16 protein-coding genes are annotated in these 20039 nt (G+C 58.4%); 6 read left to right on the top strand and 10 right to left on the bottom strand.

Features of this window, described 5'->3' with window-relative positions:
* Positions 1-2: 2 nt before the first annotated feature.
* A complete protein-coding gene (locus tag CKW15_RS14335) occupies positions 3-5282 on the bottom strand; it encodes an NEL-type E3 ubiquitin ligase domain-containing protein (protein ID WP_095152280.1) in 5280 nt (1759 codons plus the stop codon).
* Positions 5283-5529: 247 nt separating this feature from the next.
* On the opposite strand from CKW15_RS14335, the gene CKW15_RS14330 reads away from it, so the two are divergent.
* Positions 5530-6675, top strand: a complete 1146-nt coding sequence (locus tag CKW15_RS14330; protein WP_095152279.1) for a sensor histidine kinase KdpD — start codon at positions 5530-5532, stop codon at positions 6673-6675.
* A gap of 80 nt (positions 6676-6755) precedes the next feature.
* Here the strand turns inward: CKW15_RS14330 and CKW15_RS14325 are convergent, their stop codons facing one another.
* Together CKW15_RS14325 and CKW15_RS14320 are read right to left on the bottom strand one after the other, a co-directional pair.
* Positions 6756-7058 (bottom strand): chaperone modulator CbpM, encoded by a 303-nt coding sequence (locus CKW15_RS14325; RefSeq protein WP_095152278.1) that lies wholly within the window; start codon positions 7056-7058, stop codon positions 6756-6758.
* 27 nt (positions 7059-7085) lie between these two features.
* A complete protein-coding gene (locus CKW15_RS14320) occupies positions 7086-8030 on the bottom strand; it encodes a DnaJ C-terminal domain-containing protein (protein WP_095152277.1) in 945 nt (314 codons plus the stop codon).
* Positions 8031-8325: 295 nt separating this feature from the next.
* Here CKW15_RS14320 and CKW15_RS14315 point away from each other — a divergent pair, with 295 nt between their 5' ends.
* Complete coding sequence (locus CKW15_RS14315) at positions 8326-9591, top strand: Hsp70 family protein (RefSeq protein ID WP_095152276.1); 1266 nt, start codon at positions 8326-8328, stop codon at positions 9589-9591.
* 102 nt (positions 9592-9693) lie between these two features.
* Here the strand turns inward: CKW15_RS14315 and CKW15_RS14310 are convergent, their stop codons facing one another.
* The 3 genes from CKW15_RS14310 to CKW15_RS14300 form a co-directional block, all read right to left on the bottom strand.
* The gene (locus CKW15_RS14310; RefSeq protein WP_095056320.1) at positions 9694-10707 is read right to left on the bottom strand and encodes an AI-2E family transporter; all 1014 of its coding nucleotides are present in this window, start codon (positions 10705-10707) and stop codon (positions 9694-9696) included.
* Positions 10708-10925: 218 nt separating this feature from the next.
* Entirely contained in the window at positions 10926-11234 is a 309-nt protein-coding gene (locus CKW15_RS14305) for a PsiF family protein (protein WP_095152275.1), read from the bottom strand.
* Between the two features lie 64 nt (positions 11235-11298).
* Positions 11299-12093 carry a helix-turn-helix transcriptional regulator gene (locus CKW15_RS14300; protein WP_095152274.1) on the bottom strand — a complete coding sequence of 265 codons (795 nt, stop codon included), beginning with the start codon at positions 12091-12093 and terminating at the stop codon, positions 11299-11301.
* A 96-nt stretch (positions 12094-12189) separates the two neighbouring features.
* Between CKW15_RS14300 and CKW15_RS14295 the strand changes: the two genes are divergently transcribed.
* Positions 12190-13065: a DMT family transporter gene (locus tag CKW15_RS14295; RefSeq protein WP_095056323.1), complete on the top strand. Its 876-nt coding sequence runs from the start codon at positions 12190-12192 to the stop codon at positions 13063-13065.
* Between the two features lie 111 nt (positions 13066-13176).
* On the opposite strand, the gene CKW15_RS14290 is transcribed toward CKW15_RS14295, so the two are convergent.
* The 3 genes from CKW15_RS14290 to CKW15_RS14280 form a co-directional block, all read right to left on the bottom strand.
* The gene (locus CKW15_RS14290; protein WP_095152273.1) at positions 13177-14067 is read right to left on the bottom strand and encodes a triacylglycerol lipase; all 891 of its coding nucleotides are present in this window, start codon (positions 14065-14067) and stop codon (positions 13177-13179) included.
* A 108-nt stretch (positions 14068-14175) separates the two neighbouring features.
* Complete coding sequence (locus CKW15_RS14285) at positions 14176-14481, bottom strand: multidrug efflux SMR transporter (protein WP_095056325.1); 306 nt, start codon at positions 14479-14481, stop codon at positions 14176-14178.
* Positions 14482-15120 (bottom strand): FMN-dependent NADH-azoreductase, encoded by a 639-nt coding sequence (locus tag CKW15_RS14280; RefSeq protein WP_095152272.1) that lies wholly within the window; start codon positions 15118-15120, stop codon positions 14482-14484.
* A gap of 109 nt (positions 15121-15229) precedes the next feature.
* On the opposite strand from CKW15_RS14280, the gene CKW15_RS14275 reads away from it, so the two are divergent.
* From CKW15_RS14275 to CKW15_RS14265, 3 genes are all read left to right on the top strand, one after another.
* A complete protein-coding gene (locus tag CKW15_RS14275; RefSeq protein ID WP_177450580.1) occupies positions 15230-16144 on the top strand; it encodes a LysR substrate-binding domain-containing protein in 915 nt (304 codons plus the stop codon).
* 160 nt (positions 16145-16304) lie between these two features.
* Entirely contained in the window at positions 16305-17084 is a 780-nt protein-coding gene (locus CKW15_RS14270) for a hypothetical protein (protein WP_095152270.1), read from the top strand.
* 62 nt (positions 17085-17146) lie between these two features.
* Entirely contained in the window at positions 17147-17812 is a 666-nt protein-coding gene (locus CKW15_RS14265) for a hypothetical protein (RefSeq protein ID WP_095152269.1), read from the top strand.
* Between the two features lie 81 nt (positions 17813-17893).
* Here CKW15_RS14265 and CKW15_RS14260 read toward each other — a convergent pair whose 3' ends face one another.
* Positions 17894-19963 carry an AsmA family protein gene (locus CKW15_RS14260; protein ID WP_095152268.1) on the bottom strand — a complete coding sequence of 690 codons (2070 nt, stop codon included), beginning with the start codon at positions 19961-19963 and terminating at the stop codon, positions 17894-17896.
* Positions 19964-20039 lie beyond the last annotated feature (76 nt).

Raw genomic sequence — 20039 nt, 5'->3', positions numbered from 1 at the left:
AATCAGCTGCTTTGCTTGACGGTAAAAGGGATTTCAGTCCTTTGCAGTTTTGCCCGGTCCATTGCTTCCTGCGTCAGTTTTAGCACCAGTGCGTTTGTTTCCGCATCAATAAGCGCAAGCTGCGCCACATAGTCCTCTTCACCCATGACACGCCCCGGTGCGTAGTCACTTTCCGGTTTCCCCAACTCAGCGGCTAACGCCTTGATGTCTGCATTGAGCCGGGTGGTCTCCTCCACCGACAAAGTGACCGCTTCGGCCCTTTCGTCCAGCGCTATCTTGTATTCGGTGGTTGCATCGATTCGACGACGCAAACGACTGAACGCCTCACGGTTGGATCCTTCAACATACGTTCTCCACAAGGGCTGTTGCGCTATCGAGTCGCGTAACAGCGCCCCTTCCTCCAGCGCCTGAATCCGTTGCGCAGCCGCTTCGATCATCTGCGGCGTCACACCGGCGATCTTGCGAAACTGCATGCCGCGCGCCTGCCACGGCAGGTCCAGTCGCTGCGCCAGATCCGTCATGTAAGCCAGATGAACCTCCACCTCATCGATTGTCCCGGTGACTTCACCGTGCGCATTCACCTGCCTGAAACGTTCGCCTGCCGCCAGACGTTCGGCGACACGATGACGAGCAATGGCACCAATCTCATCGAGTCGTGATTTACCCCGGGCGAGGCTTAACAGTTCGGCTTCGACCAGGTCTTCGCTGAGCAGCGCGTAAGCTTCATGGACCAACACTTCGATGCCCATCGCATTGAACAGTTGAGTCCCTCCGTCTACACACTGGGTGGGGGCAATGGCTTCGTTGAACAGTTTTTCACGCAACTCAGTGTTCTCAGCCATCGCTTCGAGCATTCGCCAGACTTTGCCGGTCAGGTCGATCTGGTACGCACCTCCAGCCGTGAAGTCAGCGGATTGCGTCAACCTCCTGATCTCATCGAAAAACTTCACGGAGTGGTACTCATCCTCTATCGCGTCCCATATGGGTTGCCTTGCGTTCCATTCCTCTTCGGTCAACCCCTCGTCCCACAAGGCACTGTCTACCGGCTCACGTGGCGGATACGGACGATCAGGCTCCAGGCCAACTGATTCGGCATAAAGCCTGAGTGTGTCCAGGCCCTGCGACGAAATCCACGCCGGTTCGCGACTCAACCGGGTGCGCGTGAGCAGTTCGGCACGAAATGAGCCGGGGGCAACTTCGGGAATCTGAAGGAGTCGATTGAAACGCAGATCCAGGTAGATACGCCGGGGACGTGGCTTCGAGAACAACCCTACAGGCCAGCGGTCAATCTCGGTTCCCACCAACGCCAGAATCTCCAGATTCGGCATCTGGCTGATATTCGGCACCAACCCCAACGGATTGCCATTCATTTCCAGCCATTGGAGCCTCGTCAGGCTTTTCAAACGCGCAACGGCGCTGTGGGTCAGTTCGATCTGGTTGTCATTGAGAAACAGGTGCGTGAGGAACCGCATCTCACCCACTTCATGGGGCAGGCGATTAAGCAGGTTGCCGGTAAGGTCCAGATTTCGCACTCGACCGAAGGACGCAAGAAATCGAGACTGGCTGGCCAGCAGGTTGGTTTTACGCAGGCTTAATCGCGTTACATGATCAAAATTGCCCGGTAACTCCGGCAGTTGCACAAGATGCCGACTCATCGGCAGATCATCCAGGACAAGCGCTTGCGGGCGGATGACTCCAGGCACTTCGATCCCTTGTGGTCCGACTCGCTGCCAGCACTGCCTGATCAATTTGTACAGGCGATTTCTGGACTCCCACTCGGCCACACCCGCCGGGCTGAACCGAAACGACACCGTTTGGGAATTGATCCATTGCTGCAGAGTCCGGTTCAACTGATCGAACTCGGTTTCCAATGCCCTGAGCCGCAGTTCAACTGCCGCATTATCCTGCCCGAACCCGGTCAGCAGCGTTTCAATCTGCTCGCGGGCAAAACCCGGATACAACGAACCGGCGCGCCGCTGAAACCCTGCCCTCTCGATGGCTTGCCGCGCGTAACCTTGCATGCCGCCCCGCAACTTCATGATGTCGGGATCGTAATGCGGTTTGCGGATCGGGTTCTCCAGCAGGATCGGTTCAAGCCGTTCGTGACTCAGCGGTTTTCCTCGAACGGCCTCCTCTAGCCTCGTCGCTTCATGGGTATCGAAACCCAACGCCGTGCGTTGCGTGTCGGGCAAGGCATGCAGCACCGCAGCATAAAAACTGTCCTGACCGTGCAGGTGCTGATCGCGCTCGTCACGCGCCTCGAAGCGGCCCTCTTGATCCCGGATCAATATTTTTCGTGTCGGCGCGTTTTCTGACCCAATGCTGTCGAACAAGGCTCCTTGCGCAGAAAAGTCACGAATTTCCAATCGCAGGTCCCTTGACCAACCCGGCAATGTTTCCAGGGTGTGCAGGGCCAATCGAGTTGTATCCGGATTATGCAGTTCTGTGAGGTAAAGCCCCTCATAGGCACGGTTCAGACGCAATTGCTGTTGCGCCTGTTCAGCCTTTCGAGACAGCGCCAAAGGCACCCGCTGTTTGTCGCTCATGTGTTGCACGTCGGCAGGGTCCGCGTTGCGCAGCAGCTCTTCGGACAGGATGGTCGACAGTCCCGAGGTGTCACCCTTGAGTCGATTGACCAACGGATTGGTCGAGCCTTCACGCTGCGCATACAAGCTGTCGAACAGGTACTTTTTGCGCTTTGCTGCCTGCCCGGAAAGTTGCTTGCGCAACGCTTCGACGCGCGCCTGCCGATCACCCGACAGCCACTGCCCCAGCAGCTCACGCTGGCCTTCTTCATTCAGGAAGTCGATGACCCCTTCAGGCAGTTTTCCTGCGATGAGTTCCTGACGACTTATCTTCAATGTGTCGGCCGGGACTGCGTCGAAAGATCCCTCCTTGGTCGAGGCACCGGAAAAGTCGGCCCCTTCGAACACTTCAATGGCCTTACCCTGTAGCCAGCCGGATAACTCAGTCATGAAACGGGGCAGCAATCCCGCCCAGTCGGCATTGACTCGATTGGCCAGAATGTATGCTTCACACGCCTCGGCGTCGGCGTATGCCTTGAAGCGTTTTATCGTGTCGCCCAACAGTGCAGGTATGGTTTCCTGTTCGACATGCATTCGGCGCAACGCACTTTCGTCCACGCCACTGACGCTCAGAATCTGCTCCAGGGTTTCATCGGAGAATCCGTCAACAGGCGCTCCCAAACGCCGGAGCACTGTCTCCTTGTCCCATTCCAGCGGCTTGTCGAGTTCCGTCTTCCAGGTGCCGACCCCGTTATGCTCCAGCAACGGCTGATAAGCATCAGGCCGGGTCGGGTGCGCAAGTCGCTGCTGTCCTGTCGCCGGGTCTTGCTTGACCGCATAATGCTTATCGTCGATCCGCAGCAGATCCTGCCCTTGATGCCGGTACAGTCCATCGTCACTGGCCACCGTGTTTTCGGGCACGACGGCCGGATGCTCGTAAGGTTTCAAGTCAGGGTTCCAGAGCTTTTCTCCCTCCCCGAATGCCACCGGCTTAAGACCCTCGACAAACGGCGACACTTTGACCGGGCTCACCACCCCGCCCGGCACAGCATGCCCGGCACCCATGAGTGCCAGTTGAGCGAAGTTGATCAAGACGCCATTGATATACGCGGCCCCTTCTTCCGTATCACCTTTGCTCCAGTCTTCGATCCCCTCGGCCAACTCTGCCAGCATTTGCGCGACCATGATGCCCAGCACGACCTCGCCTAAACCGGGGACGAGCATTGCGCCGAAATTGAAAATGTTCCAACCGATGTCGAAATAGCTGGTCAGGCGTTTGAACCGCGTCGTTGCGTCTTCATCGCCGGTCGGCACGGCAATGCTGCGCACATCGGCGATGGCCTTGTCGCGTCGGTCGATGAACAGGCGCAACCATAAATCCCCGACAATGACGTTGGTGATGGGCTCGGCATCGGGATTCTCGACCGCCGTTTCTCGCCACCAGGGGCCCATGTCGAGGGGTTCGCGCTGTGCCCATGTGAAGGTCTTGAGGCGTTCGTTGACCCGAGCGAAGAAATGCCCTTTGTCCCTGTGCGCGACAAACCGGCTGAAGAACGCTTGATAGTTCGAGTCTCGCAACTGGCTGATGAGCGCCTTCATGAAGTCGGTCAGCGATGCGTATTCCTTCAACGGATGGTCCGGGTCATCCGGCACGTAGGCGATCAGCGGACCGGTCAAGCGACTCTGCTGATGAAGGTCATCGTTGCGATTGAGCTCATTGACCACACCCTTTGGCCCATTGGCGAAGTACGCTTGCAAAAGCTTGAATTTATCGTAGGCGTTACCACTCAGGCCCGGGATACGTTCAGACCAGTCAGTCCAGAACTTCCATTGCGCAGGGGTCAACGCATCGATTGCCCGCTTGATCTGCAAAGGCTCGGCGACAGCACTGAACAGCACAATGCCGGTCAGTCGGAATCCCATCAGCGACAGGCGATGACTGAGCAACGGCCGATCATGCAGCGAGACATTGGTGTGGCCGCTATGCAGCTCCAGCAATTTTCCATACGCCTGTGAGCTGACGTCGCCTTTCAATAGCGCAATCCGCGCAGCCACATGGAAAGCAGACTTTTCACTGGCCACCGACTCCTGCTGCAACCTCTGTTTGGCCTGGGCAGAAGTTGGCAACAAGATGGATTGGATGTGTTTCTGATATTGCCCACCGATATCCAGCTCCCGACATAACGTCGCGAAACCTGGCAACGTGATCGCCGCCTCGCGCACGAGATTGCCGCACGCATCCTTGCTGTATACACCGGAACTGTTTCGATAGGCGCTCTGTTCGGTTTCGGACGCTTCGAAGTTGTGCAGCGCGGCTTCCACAATCGTTGAGGTGCGCACACGACTGGCGCCGGTATCGATGCCGAAGATGATTGTGCTCGGCACTTCAAGTTGGACGGTCAGGTCATCAACGTTCCAAGAGGTATTGAATGTCGACTGCAACCCCTTGCTCAGCAAAGGCTTGGCAAACGCGCTGATGTCGTGCTGCAAGTCGCCGAGCGTCTTGTCCAGTTGCCCTTGCAGGCGCCAGCGCTCGTCCATCAACGCTTTGAGTTCTCGGCGATCGACTTCTGACGCGCCTGCATACCAATCCGGCATCGCCGGTTTGGTTTCGACCAGCGTTTTCAAACGCGCAATCGGAGCCGTTTTTATTGCCGACGGTATCGCTTCGAGTACGCGGTTGTAATGAACTCCCTTGTTGTCGTTCGAAACGGACTCGGCGTTTTCTATCGAATTGCTTCCATGCAAATCGGCCATTGTTGGTTCACTTTTATAACGAATTGGGAGCCACCAGCTTATTCACGGTACGCCCAAATAAAAGTCAAAAAAAACGTGGATCCAACCGCGTCAAATGGCTCGTTTCGTTCGAAAAACACGCTGCCGAAAATACATATGTACCGCCCGCCCGGCCCTTGCTTATGCCGTCGAACGCACGGTCATGTTTTTCTCGCCAAAGGGTCTACTATTTCGACTCGTCCCCTTGTTTCATGCCCAGGTAACCGTCATGCGCCTTTCCGAGTTCATCGTCTTGAATGTTGATCGCATCGTCGATGAGTGGGAGCAATTCGCCAAAACCATCACCCCGGCCGCTGACACCATGGACAGCGTTGCCTTGCGCGATCATGCACGTTCGATTCTGTTGGCCTCGGCACGGGACATGAACAAACCGCAGACGCCCAGTGAACAAGCCGCCAAGGCCAGAGGTGAAGGGCCGGAGAAAACCCCGAGCCTCGACGAGGCCGGCGCCAGCCATGGCGAACTTCGGCATACCGTGGGTTTTGATTTGGTGCAGATGACCAGCGAATTCCGCCATCTGCGCGCCTGTGTGATCCGATTGTGGGTCGACAGCCTCGAGTCCCCGGACCTGACTTACTTCCAAGACATGATCCGCTTCAACGAAGCCATCGACGAAGCCCTGGCGGAATCCACGGCCACTTATGCCGAGCAGGTCAATCGCTCGCGGGACATCTTCCTGGCGATCCTCGGCCATGACCTGCGTGCACCGCTGCAAGCGGTGAGCATGTCCACCGAAATCCTGCTGCGCAAAGCAACGCTGGAAGGGGATGCGCTCAAGTGCGCAATCAACATCAAGCGCGGCACCGGACACCTGGCAATGATGGTCAGTGATTTACTGGAACTGGTGCGCAGCCGCCTCGGCAAAAGCCTGCCGATCGAGCCGGCGTCCATGGACCTGGCCGAAGTGGCACAAGAAGCGATTGCCCGCGCCTGTGCCGGACAGCCGGAATGCGATCCGACCCTGACGATTACGGGCGATACCCACGGTGCGTGGGACCCGCGACGGCTCGATCAAATGCTGCAAAACCTGATCGGCAACGCGCTGCAGCATGGTTCGAACAAACGCGAAGTGACGCTGACCCTCAGCGGCGACGCACGCAGCGTGCGGCTGACGGTGCACAACCACGGCCTGCCGATTCCCGTCGACGCGATCCCGACCCTCTTCGACCCGTTGGTGCGCAGCGCCAGCGAAGAACTCGGCGAGCCGACCACCAGCCTCGGGTTGGGGCTGTTTATCGTCAAGCAAGTGGTGGATGCGCATCAGGGAACGATTGAAATCAGTTCCAATGAGGCGGATGGGACGACGTTTACCGTGGTGCTGCCACGCAAAGTGCAAACTCGACAGCACACGTAGGCGCTGCCGAAGGTTGCGATCTTGTTTTTCATGACCACCCAGGGGGCCAAAGATCAAAAGATCGCAGCCTTCGGCAGCTCCTACACCAACAACCGCCCTAACCGCTGCCTCAACATCCGGTTCTCCGCCCGCAGTTGCCGGACCTCTTCGAGCAGGTCCAGCGCCAGGGCGACGCCTTCCCATTCCAGGTCAAGATCGCGCCGCAGCTTGGCGGCGCGTTTGGCCAGGGCCAGCTCGTAGTCGGTGAAGCGCCAGTCCTTGGGCTGAGCGCCCTGAGGTTCGAGGATGCCGTGTTCGACGATTTCGATCACGTAGACGTCCGTCAGGTCGGTCGCCTCACAGAATTCTGCCAGGTCCAGTTGAACGATCAGGGGACTGCTCATTGTCAGCGACTCCTTGGTTCTATGGGATCAAAAGTTCTCACGCGGATCGAACGCGGCTTTTTTCGCCAGTTCCTGCCACAGGGCCTTGATGTCGTCGTCCGATTTCTTCGGCATGACCGCCTTCAGCTGCACGAACAGGTAACCACGCTCACCGGCCTTGTTCATCAAGCCATGGCCCTTGGCGCGCATGCGCTGGCCGTTCTGGCTGCCGGCCGGGACCTTGAGGTTGATCTTGCCGGTCAGGGTCGGCACGGCGACTTCAGCGCCCAGCGCCAGCTCCCACGGTGCCAGCGGCAAGGTGATGATCAGGTTCTCGCCTTCGACGTCGAATTTCGGGTGCGGCGCAAAACGGATCGTCAGGTACAGGTCGCCATTGGCGCCGCCACCGACACCCGGCGCGCCCTGCCCCTTGAGGCGAATACGCTCGCCATCGGCCACACCGGCCGGGATCTTCACGTTCAGGCTTTTGCTGGTGTTGCTCACATGCTGGCCGGCCGCATTGTATTGCGGCACCTGGAACGTGACCTTCTTCGATTCGGTCGACAGTGTTTCTTCGAGAAAAACCCCAAGTTCCATTTCCACGTCCTGTCCTCGACGTCCGGTGCTGCGACGTGGCTGTTCGCCACCAAAACCAGGCCCACGGTTACCGAAGATCGAACTGAAGAAGTCCGAGAAATCGCCCGTGTCCTGGCCACCGCCACCGAAACCGCCACGGCTCTGCCAGCCCGGTGGTCCCTGGAACGGTTGGCCATGCTGGCCATAGCGGCGCAGGTCGTCGTATTCGGCGCGCTTGTCGGCGCTTTTCAGCGCTTCATAGGCTTCCGATGCGTCCTTGAACTTGGACTCGGCGTCCTTTTCCTTGCTGACGTCGGGGTGGTACTTGCGCGCCAGCTTGCGATAGGCGGCCTTGATCGCCTTGTCGTCGGCGGTCGGTTCCACACCGAGAATCTTGTAATAGTCTTTGAAGTCCATCGCGGGAATCACCATCCGTTATCAAAATCGCGCCACCGTCGCAGCATGCGCTTGTTTGCAGCCTTGAGGTTGACCGATCTCAGTGTAGTGACCGGGCGGCGCAGCAAAAATTTATCGGCAGCAGACGGGGCTTCTTGCGACTGCCCAGCGGCTGACCGGTTGATGCAGGGTAGTTTGGGGGTGAACGGTCGTCTTTCAAGGATCATCAGGCGAGATTTAGCAGATAACCGGCCTTCGAATCTGTCGCGCACTGACATACACTGCGCGGCCGTTTTTTAACCGGAACCTGAAAGACATGAACAACGCATCTCCAGCCCGTGCCTTGGGTATCGACTTTGGCACGTCCAACTCTACTGTCGGCTGGCTGCGCCCCGGCGTGGAAACGCTGATCGCGCTGGAGGACGACAAGATCACCCTGCCGTCGGTGGTCTTCTTCAATATCGAAGAGCGCCGCCCGGTATACGGCCGACTGGCCCTGCACGAGTACCTGGAAGGCTACGAAGGCCGCCTGATGCGCTCGCTCAAGAGCCTGCTGGGTTCCAAGCTGATCAAGCACGACACCAGCGTCCTCGGCACGGCGATGCCGTTCAAGGACCTGCTCGGGCTGTTCATCGGCCAGCTCAAGAATCGCGCCGAAGCCGCCGCCGGTCGGGAATTCGAAGAAGTGGTGCTGGGCCGTCCGGTGTTCTTTGTCGACGATGACCCGATGGCCGACAAAGAAGCCGAAGACACTCTGGTGGACGTGGCTCGCAAGATCGGCTTCAAGGAAGTCTCGTTCCAGTACGAACCGATTGCCGCCGCGTTCGACTACGAGTCGACCATCGAGAAAGAAGAGCTGGTGCTGATCGTCGACATCGGCGGTGGTACCTCTGACTTCTCGCTGGTGCGCCTGTCGCCGGAGCGTCGGGGTGTGGATAACCGCCACGAGGACATCCTCGCGACCGGTGGTGTGCACATCGGCGGAACCGACTTCGACAAACAGCTCAGCCTGCAAGGCCTGATGCCGCTGTTCGGCTACGGCAGCCGCATGAAGAGCGGCGCCTACATGCCGACCAGTCATCACATGAACCTGGCGACCTGGCACACCATCAACTCGGTGTACTCGCAGAAATCCCAGCTGGCCCTGGGCAGCATGCGCTACGACATCGAAGACACTGGCGGCATCGATCGCCTGTTCAAGCTGATCGACCAGCGCGCCGGGCACTGGCTGGCGATGGAAGTGGAAGAAACCAAGATCCAGCTGACCCACGCCGAAAGCCGCCACGTGCCACTGGACCGCATTGAAGCGGGCCTTAGCGTGGACCTGAGCCGTGCACTGTTCGAGTCGGCCATCGACAACCTGCTCGAGCGCGTGCGCAACAGTGTCACCCAACTGCTGGCGGACGCCGACGTGCGGGTTGATCAGGTGGACACGGTGTTCTTCACCGGCGGTTCGAGCGGGATTCCGGCGCTGCGCAACAGTGTTTCGGCGATGCTGCCGAAGGCGCGGCATGTGGAAGGGAACATTTTTGGCAGTATCGGCAGTGGCTTGGCGATTGAAGCGGCCAAGCGATACGGCTGAGGAGCAGCTGCAAGCCTCTAGCTGCAAGCTTCAAGTAAAAGCAGGGCGGCGCTTGCTCTTGGCTTTTACTTGCAGCTTGAAGCTTGAAGCTTGTGGCTGCCGTCAGACCATCCCCACCTGCTTCAACTCACTCTTCAGGTACGCGTAGTAAATCGGCCCCGCCACCACCCCCGGCAGGCCGAACGCGGCCTCGAACACCAGCATCGCCAACAGCAACTCCCACGACTTGGCACTGATCTGCCCGCCGACGATGCGCGCGTTGAGGAAGTATTCGAGCTTGTGGATAACGATCAGGTAACCCAGGGCCGCCACCGCCACCCAGATCGACAGCGACAGGCCGACGATGGTGATCAGGGTGTTCGACATCAGGTTGCCGATCACCGGCAACAGGCCGAGCAGGAACGTCAGGACGATCAGGGTTTTGGTCAGTGGCAGCTTGATGCCGAACATCGGCAGGATCACCGCCAGGAAAATCCCGGTGAATACGGTGTTGAGCAGGGAAATCTTGATCTGCGCAAACACGATGTTGCGAAACGCCTGGACCAGCAGGTGCAGACGTTCGAACAGCGCCGCCGCCAGCGGTTTGCGCTTGGTCAGGTCCGGCACACGCTGCAAGGCAATGATCGCACCGAGCACCATGCCGATCAGCAAGGTCACGAACATGTGCGCCGCGTCCTTGCCCACCAGTTGCAAATCGCTGAGGTGCTTGCTGACCCACTCGCCAATCGCTACGCGGAACTCCGCGGCACTGGCCGGCAGGTAGGCGTCGATGAACGGCGGCAGTTGCCCGCGCGCGCGGTCGACCACTCCCATGAACTTGTCGAGGGAAGCGCCGGGGTTTTCCGCCTCGTGCAGCAGGAAGCTGAAGGCACCGGCAAAGATCAGCGACAGCACGCTGACAATCAGGGTCCCCAGCAAGGCCACCGCCAGCCAGCGCGCGCGTCGGCCTTCGATCAGCCGTTGCAGTTGCGGGGTGAGCATGTTGACCAGCTCGAAGACCAGCAATCCGGCCAGCAGGCTGGGCAACAGGCGCAACGGCAGCACCAACAACAAACCACCAAAAATAATGATCCAGCTGATAACCAGCAAAACTTGACGTTGAGAAAACGTTGGCATACAGCCTCAAAAACGAACGGCGTAAAAGGATTGGCAGTCTGCCAGCGATCCGGTGTGAGCACTAGGGATTGTGTGGGGCGACCTTGGTCGAGGGTTAAAGCTTTGTAGTGCCTCAACCGGCCTCATCGCGAGCAAGCTTGCTCCTACAACACCGGACATTGTGGGAGCTCGCCGGCTAGCGATGAGGCCAGCACAGCTGCCACTATCCTTGAGCCTTTTTACCGCTTCAGGCAATTACTCATGAACGCCTTGCGCTCATCGCCCTTGAGAAGTTTGGCCGTGGCGTTCACGTTGCAGTTTTTCATTTTCTCTTGCTGAGGCGTCAAGGCTGTTCCCGCCTCGTTGGCCGCCGGGGCCGCTTTCAGACAGTTACTCATGAAGGCTTTGCGCTCATCGCCCTTGAGGCTTTTGGCCGTAGCGTCGGCATTGCAGGTGGTCATCTTCTCCTGTTGGGCCGTGTTGGCGGCGAAGCCCTGGGAGCACAGCAGCAAACCGACGATCAACAACGGGGCACGCAATATCTTCATGGAGATTTCTCCTTGTTGCCGCACCGACAGACACGGCCTTGCACTGGAGTGTAGACAACACCCGTCACACCTTCCTGTTCTCCAGGTGGCTGCGTCGATATTGCTCCGGCGTGCATCCGGCCTGACGCTGGAACATCGCGATGAATGCTGAGCCGGTGCTGTAGCCCATGTCGAAAGCGATTTCCTGGATACTGCGCTGGCTGTCCAAGGACTCGATGGCCGCGAGAAACCGCAGACGTTGGCGCCACTCACCGAAACTCATGCCCAACTCCCGCACAAACTGTCGCGCCAATGTGCGCTCGCTGACATGGATGCGCGCCGCCCATTCCGACAACGGCCGGTTATCCCCAGGTTCGGCCTGGAGCGCCTCAAGGATGGCGAACAGTCCGGAACTGCTGGCGTAGGGCAAATAGCACTCATGTACCGGCGCCTGCTGTAGTTGATCCACCAGCACCTGAGCCAGACGTTTATCCGCCGCCTGTTCGGGGATTTTCACGTCCCGCGCGGCGAAGTCCTTGAGGATGGCCTTGAGAATATCGCTGATGGCCAACGTGCAGGCCTGTTGCGGCAACTCATGGCACAACGGCGGCGCGAGACAGACGGCGCGGTAGTTGATCGGCTGGTTGCTGTAGAAACTGTGCTCGGTCTCAGGCGGCACCCACACCGCGTATTGCGGGGGCGACATGAAACGGCTGCTGCCGATCTGCATGTGCAAGACCCCATTGGCCGAATACTCGAGCGTGCCCCAAGGGTGCCGGTGTGGCGCGGCGTATTCGTGGGTGTTGAAGTCGGCGTAACGGAAGTACACCGGGGCCGGCAATTCGCTGAAATCCAGCAAGTCGATGTGTTTACTGGTCATGCTGTCCGGAATCAGGGATGGGTTGTCTGGATTGAAGTATAGGCTTGTATCCAGACAAGGGATAATTGCCCCTCATTAACGTTCTGGTTTTCCCCGATGCAATACGCTTATCCCCTGCTGGCCATTTTTATCTGGGCTGGCAACACCGTGATCACCAAAATGTCGGCCGGGGCGATTTTCCCCGCCGAAATCGGTTTCTACCGCTGGCTGCTGGCCGGGTTGCTGTTCACGCCTTTCATGCTTAAACCAGTGCTCAGCCATTGGCCGAAGATCCGCGCGAACCTGGGCAAGATCTTTGTCCTCGGTGTGCTCGGCATGGCCGTCTACCAAAGCCTGGCGTACTTCGCCGCCGCCCTGACTTCCGCCACCAACATGGGCATCATCCTGTCGCTGATGCCGCTGATGTCGTTGGCCATGGCGATCATCAGCCTCGGTCAACGCCTGACCCTCGGCGCCTTGGCCGGTGCGGTACTGTCGTTCGCCGGAGTACTGGTGGTGGTGTCGTCCGGCAGCCTCGGCACACTGCTGGAACACGGCGTGAACCTGGGCGACGCAATGATGCTGATTGCCACACTCGCTTATGCGATCTACAGCACCTTGCTGAAAAAATGGCAGCTGAAACTGCCGCCGCTGGTGTTGCTGTACTTGCAGATACTGGTGGCCGTAGTGGTGCTGTTCCCGCTGTTCCTCGCCTCGGAAAAAGTCGGCCCGACGCTGCATAACATTCCACTGGTGCTTTACGCCTGCCTGTTGGCTTCGATGGTCGCTCCCTGGGCGTGGATGCAGGCCGTGGTGCGTTTGGGACCGAGCCGGACCACGCTGTTTTTCAATCTGCTGCCGTTGATCACCGCGCTGATTGCGGCGGTGGTGCTGCATGAGCAGTTGGCGATGTATCACTTGGTGGGCGGGATGCTGACGTTGGGCGGGGTGATTCTTTCCGAGCGCTGGACGACGGTGTTGAGCCGCCGCTGATTAATTGTGGTGAGGGAGCTTGCTCCCGTTCGACCGCGCAGCGGTCGCCATCAATTGAATAGGGGCTGCTGCGCAGCCCAGCGGGAGCAAGCTCCCTCGCCACAGGGCGGTCTAAAGACCCGCCGCACTCAGCCGCGCCGCATGCTCGACAAACAACCGAATCGGCTCAGCCCCCTTCCCCACCAACCCCAACGACTGATTGACGATGTCGAAGTGATCCAGCGGATACTCATCGCCAATCACCGTGCCGAGGTGCGAGCTGTAGCGTCCGACCATACCGTCGCAATGCCCGGCTTCGCGCACGAAGGTTTTGGCGAACAACCGGCAACTGCGATTGGTGCCGTCCAGCAGATTGCGTCCACGGTCGGTAATGCCCGGTTGCAACGTGCCGGACCAGGAGTAATAACGCACGCCGTTCACCTCCTCCGGCCCGTGCCCGCCCCAGGTTTCGGGCAGGCCCTGTGGATATCGTTGATTGAACAGCGCCACACCTTCGGTGGTGAGGGAATGATGGGAGGCATGGATATCCACCGGCAGCTTCGGCCCGCGATAGCCGGTTTCCAGCAGGCACATCAACGCGTTGACCATGTGCAATAGAAAGGTCAGCAGCCGGCCGCAGACGCTGTCATGGGGATAGTGTCGGTGCAGATAATCGGCAAGTTCCGAACCGTGATTCGGCCCCGCCACCGAAGTGACCGAGGCGACCAGGTCCGGGCGCTTGGCCGCCGCATAGCGAGCGGTCAGTGAGCCTTGGCTGTGGCCGATCAGGTTGACCTTGGCGGCGCCGGTTTCCCGCAGAATCTCTTCGATTCGCGCCATCAATTGCTCGCCACGTACTTCACTGGAATTGAGCGGTGAAACCTGCACCGCGAACACCACCGCACCGCCACGGCGCAACGCCTCGACGATCCCGTACCAGTACGGATACAACACCAGACGAATAAACCCGAGCATTCCCGGGACCAGCACCAACGGATAGCGCGGGGCAGAACCTTGCGACATGGGCGGACGTCCTTGTGATCGGTGAGATGACGCAAGGCAGGATGCAAGACATCCGCCAAGCATCACCAGCGAAGATGACAACTCGACGACCAGTCTATGACATCCGCCCTACTTCAGCCCCACCACGCCTGCCACGATCAGCCCGACCGACACCAGCTTGACCGCGGTCAAGCTCTCGCCCAGCAGCGCGAAACCGAGAAACACCGTGCCCAGCGAACCGATGGCGGTCCAGATCGGGTACGCGATACTCACCGGTAACTCGCGCATGGCCAGGGTCAGGAAGTAAATCCCGCCCACGGCGGCCGCCACAGTGATCAGCGACGGCCAGAGCCGGGTGAAGCCTTCGGCGTACTTCATGCCCATGGCGAAAGTCACTTCGAACCCGGCGGCGACCAGCAAAAACAGCCAGGCCATCTAGAGCTCCCTGACCAACGCCAGCAGGCGCTGTTCGGCCTCGGCCGCCGAGATTGCGAAGGTGCGCTCGGCGGACTCCTCGCCCTCGGCAGCCACCACGGTGACATCGGTGATGCCGATGAACCCGAGCACCGTGCGCAACAACGTATCGGCATGATTCAAGGCTTCCAGCTCACCACCCGGGCCAAACCCGAAACCGCCGCGACTGGTGATGATCAGCGCTTTTTTGCCTTGCACCAGCGGTTCGTACTGCGCCACGCCATTGTCCAGCGTGTGATTGAACGTCAGCCCTACGCGAACAATCTGATCGATCCAGGCCTTGAGGCCACTGGGCACGCTGAAGTTGTGCATCGGCGTGGAAATCACCAGCAAATCGTGGCCGAGCAATTCGTCGACGAGTTGGTCGCTGAGCGCCAGATCCGCCTGCATCGTCAACGGTCGTGCCTCGGGTTCGGGATAGAACGCGGCGGCCACAAACGCTTCATTGACCGGTGGTATCAACACCCGACCGACTTCGCGGCGGGTCAGTTTCGACTCTGGGTACCGAGCCTGCCACGCGGACAAAAACACTTCCGCCAAACGCCGCGAATGCGACCGTTCACCTCGTGGACTGGCATGAACAGCAAGAATTCTACTCATCTGAATCTCCTCAGGTCTAAACTCGAACGGCTTGTGGCTTGCAGCTTGAAGCTCGCGGCTGCCCCACTTCAAATGAGCAAAAATCAGTCAGGGTGAATTCATTTCACCCATGGAGTTTCAAATGTTTGCCTCGCTGCCGTTGACGGCCCTGCGCGCCTTCGAGTCCGCCTCACGCCTGCTGAGTTTCAAGGCCGCCGCCGAAGAACTGTCAGTGACACCGACAGCGGTGTCCCACCAGATTCGCTCACTGGAGACCTGGCTCGGCGTGCCGCTGTTCGAACGTTTGCCCCGCCAGGTACGCCTGACCGAGTGCGGCGAACGACTGTTCCACAGCCTGCACGGTGCATTTCTCGACGTGGCGCAAAGCATCGACACCCTGCGCCCGCAGCGCAATGGCGCGAACCTGACGATCTCCACCACCGCCGCCTTCGCCGCGCTTTGGCTGGTGCCACGGCTGGGCCGCTTTTATGCGCAGCATCCGACGATCAATATCCGCCTGGACACCCACTGCGAAGTCATCGATCTGCATCAGGACGCCAGCGTCGATCTGGTTGTGCGCTACAGCCTCGACGATTATCCGAACCTGTATGGCTTGTGCCTGTTCGATGAGTTCTTCGGCGTGTACGGCTCACCGGAACAGGTCGCCTTGGCGAGCCGTCGCACACCGACGTTGATCAGCGTGCGTTGGCACAATTCGAAACTCTATGCCCACGGCTGGGAGGCCTGGTGCGCGCGCTCCGGCGAAACCTGGCTGACGGGCCAGCCCGCCGTGCGCGAATACGATGAAGAGCATTACTCCCTGCAAGCAGCGATTGCAGGGCAAGGTCTGGTGCTGGCGAGCAATATTCTTGTTTCGGAAAGTGTGGCCAGCGGGTTGCTGGTCGCTTATCGGGGAGAGGTGCAGGTCGACGGCGCGGGATACAGCGCCCTGTGTGTGCCGGGGCGCGAACGGCATCCGCCGGTTCGGGCGTTTTTTGCGTGGCTGGGTGAGGAGGCGATGATGTCAGGACATGCGTTGCGTTGACGGGAATTAAACTTTATTGAACTACTTACATTAAAAACCGCAGACAAAACATAAAACAAAATCAACAGTTACAAACTCAAACTAGACTTTAAATTAAATAAACTTAATCTACCAACACGGCCAACCGGCCGATTTAACAAACAAGTAAAGGATTACTTATATGCTACTCGAACAACGACTTGAGTTTCTTGATTCCCTACCATCGCTGCCTATCTTGACGCAGAGCGCGACGCCTACAATTCGGGTATTCGCGGCCGACTCCGAACACGACATCAACAAGCCGACCGCCAGTGTCATGCCTGACACAATTGACGCTTTCATGCCCGGCGTCCCGCAACAGATCATCGATGACGTAAATCTCAGCAAATTAATCATGCAAAACGCGGCCACCCAAAAATTCCCCGAAGATGCGCAGCTTTTCGAATGGTACAAGTATTACGTCAATGGTCTGAGCAAACTGGGCTGGGTCATTCAAAGTAAAGACATCCAAGAAGTCACCATCAGAAGGGTGGGACTGACAATGGATCAGGTTGCACTGGAAGTGGCGGCTGGGCTAATTGGCCCTAACGCTGCCGCGGTGCTCGCCAATGTCGCGAAAATAGCCGTGGATGCGGTACAGAACAATCCTGGCGCCATTAAAATCTTCGACCGCAATACAAAGCTGGGTGCTCAGGCAAAATTCGATATCGCCCCGGTCTGGCTTGATAACAGCGGAAATCCGAACATGATCCTTAACTGTATTTCACTGGATGCAAGGGAGAGCACTCGCGGCATCCTGTTCTGGAAATCGACCCGTCAGTCCACCACTATAAAAACCGGCGCCGTGCGTACTTACCTGGACAGCAAAGTCTTTTCCGGTCTGCGGGATAATTTGTACAGCAAGTACAGTGAGGCGGGAAAAAAATTCATTGAAGACCTTCCCGACTTTGGCGACTTCTAATTTTAATCGGCAATAAAACAGTCGATTAAAAACAACTCACTCAACCTCACACGGCACACATCATGAAAACTAGCGCATTTGATAGCTATCTTGTTAGCGGCAACATAACGATTTTTGTCGGATCACATACCGACAATTTTAAAAAAGATATTTTAGCGTCCAGCCTACTCGCTGAATTGGTAGCCGAACAACAGAGCAATGATCGCATCGCTTCCTTGCCAACTTACACAGACACACTTAAAAAAGTTGGCTGGATACTCAACAGCCGTTCCTCGCAGCGTATTGAATTTATCAATAGCAGCCTTTTTGATGTGATAGATGAAAGCGTCGGGAGTGCTTTGTCACAAGACAATCGAAAAGAACTCGCCAACGCTTTCTCTCAAATTGCGGCGCTATCCAATGACTCCACAGCGTACAAGGAAATCGTTGAAAAACTTCAGAAAAACGCAAAAGCAAACACGGCTTCAAGCGCGGCACTGCTGACGATTGTTCGCAACGATAAAACCGTGGTTACCCTACAAATGACATTCGAAACGGCCGAGGCGCTTGCAACGAACATCCTCAACCTGCCTGTTCTGAATGCCATCACCGACCGCAAGACCAATGTCTGGATGGTATGCAGCGCACTGGATGCTCGTCATTACAACGATGTCCGAAGTGAAGTCCTGAAGAAACTGGGTCGCAAAATCGAAACTGAAATACTGCACATCCAACCCCCCCAGCAGTGACTTCAAGACCCCGCCTCACAAGCCGTTCAAGCGCCCCTGATTTTAAACCGGCGGCGCTTGAACACTGCTAACGGACGCGGATCAGTGTTTAACCGTCTTCGGCACATTGCCCGCCTTCATCTGCTCCAGCAACGGTGCGCACTGACTCGGCTCCCCGCCGCTCGGTGCCACCAGTGCGAGCAAACCCGCCGCCGGTGCGGCGATCACGCCCAGCGCAACCATCCCCGCGCCGCGCAGCATCAACGGCACGGCTTTGACCCCGGCATCTGGCTTGATGAACTTGCCTCGCACATACAGCGGCGAGCGCAAGGAAATCAAACGCCAACCCTTGGATTCCGGGGTGACGGTCAGGTCCAGTTGCTCGGTTGCCATGTTCGCCGTGCCATCGATGTAGACAATGGCGTTCTCGGTATCGAAGACGAACAGACGGACAGTCGCCAAGCCGGACTCGATGCCGAAATCGGCCGCCGCGCAGTTGATCTTCACTTCCTTGTCACCAAAGATCTTGCCGACCACGTAATTGCCGACGTTCAGACCCGCCAGCTCCATCAGTTCGCGACTGATGGCGCCATCGTTGATCAGCATCTTCAGGTTGCCATTGGCGCTGCCCAGCAGTTTGGCCACCGAGTTGCCACGCCCGGTGATATCGGCATCGCCATTGAGCTCGCCGAAGCTGGTTTTCATCGGTTCAAAGGTCGGGAACAGTTGCTTGAGCTTGAACCCGCGCGCGGTGAGTTTTGCCCGGCCTTCCAGCGGGTCGGTACGACCGTTCAGGCGAATCTGCGCATCGAGATTCCCGCCAGCGACACCAAAGCGCAGCGGCTCAAGGCTGAGCACGCCGTCGGTCAGTACCAGGTGTGTGTAGAGATCGTTGAACGGCAGTTTTTCGCTGTGGACGATGCGCTTGCCGGTGAATTCCACATCGGCGTCCATGTCGCGCCAGCGATCGGTTTTGAATTCTTCGACCGGCAGCACTTTATCGGTCGGTTGCTTGCTGTCGCCACCCCGGGCCTTTTGCTCGGCATTGGAATCGGCACCGATCAGCGGGGCGAGGTCGGTAAACAACACTTGATTGGACAGCAGCGCGCCGCTGAGCTTCGGTCGGGGTTTGCTGGCAACGTAGGTCAGATTGCCGTGAATATCGCTGTCGCCGATCTTGCCGTTGAAGTCTTCATAGCGATACACCGCGCCGCCGGGTTCATGCAGCTTGCCAATCAGGTGACCGTCGGTGGCGTAGGGCGGCGTGTCCGGCAGGGTGATGCCGGTCAACGGATAGAGATTGCCCAGGCTGGTACCGGCGAGTTTCAAGCGCAGATCCAGGGCGCCAAGGTTCATCGGATCGGTCAGGGTGCCGGCCAACTCAATGCTCGAGTCCGCCACCTTCACCTGCGCCTGAAGCGGAAACGGTCGGGTGGAATCCTGCAAGGCCAACAATCCGCCGATCTTGCCCTGCCCCGCGAGTTTCTCGCCGTGATACTGGCCGTTGACCTTGAGGGCGAACGCATAGTCCTGCGGGACCGCGCCTTGCGCCTGCGCGGTCTTCGTCGCTTTGACACCGACGATGTCGCTGAAGGGAATCGGTTTACCCAGCGGATCGATAAGCACATCGAGCCGGGTCTTGAGGTTTTGATCGTCGAGGGTGACATGGCCCTTGTCGAAACCGATCGCGCCGATGTCGACCACCCAATTCGACGGTTCGGCGCTCGGGTCCTTGGGATCGAACTTGAAGGTCCAGTTGGCGCGCCCGTCAGCCAGGCGTTGCAGGCTGGCGTTCGGTTCGGTGAGGTCGATGCGCGGAATCACCACTCGCTGCGCCAACAGCGCCAACGGCGAAATGCGCAATTCGACGCGCTTGAGGGTGACCATCTGCGGCGCCTTGGACCAGTCCGGGTTGCCCAGGCTCAAGTCCTCCGCCACCACATGCGGCCACGGCACCCACGCACGCCAGCCCCCTTCATCGGGCTCACGCTGCCAGACCACCGACAGATTGCCGTTGATGGCAAACGCCCGGTGCAGCTCTTCCGAGACTTTGGCATTGAGGGGCGGTTTGATCCGGTTCCAGTCAAAAAACACGATGACCAGCACCAACACCGCCAGCAAGACAACGAGGCTGGCGAAGGTCCAGGCGAGAATTTTACGAGTGCGCGTCATTGCACAGAGCTCCTGATACGACCGAGCGCCCGGACCGCGACGCCTGGTGAAACGGTGAGCCGTAAGCGGCCCCCAT

It is taken from the genome of Pseudomonas sp. Irchel s3b5 (assembly GCF_900187435.1).
Classification (GTDB): domain Bacteria; phylum Pseudomonadota; class Gammaproteobacteria; order Pseudomonadales; family Pseudomonadaceae; genus Aquipseudomonas.
This window is presented reverse-complemented; position numbering and strand designations above follow the sequence as displayed.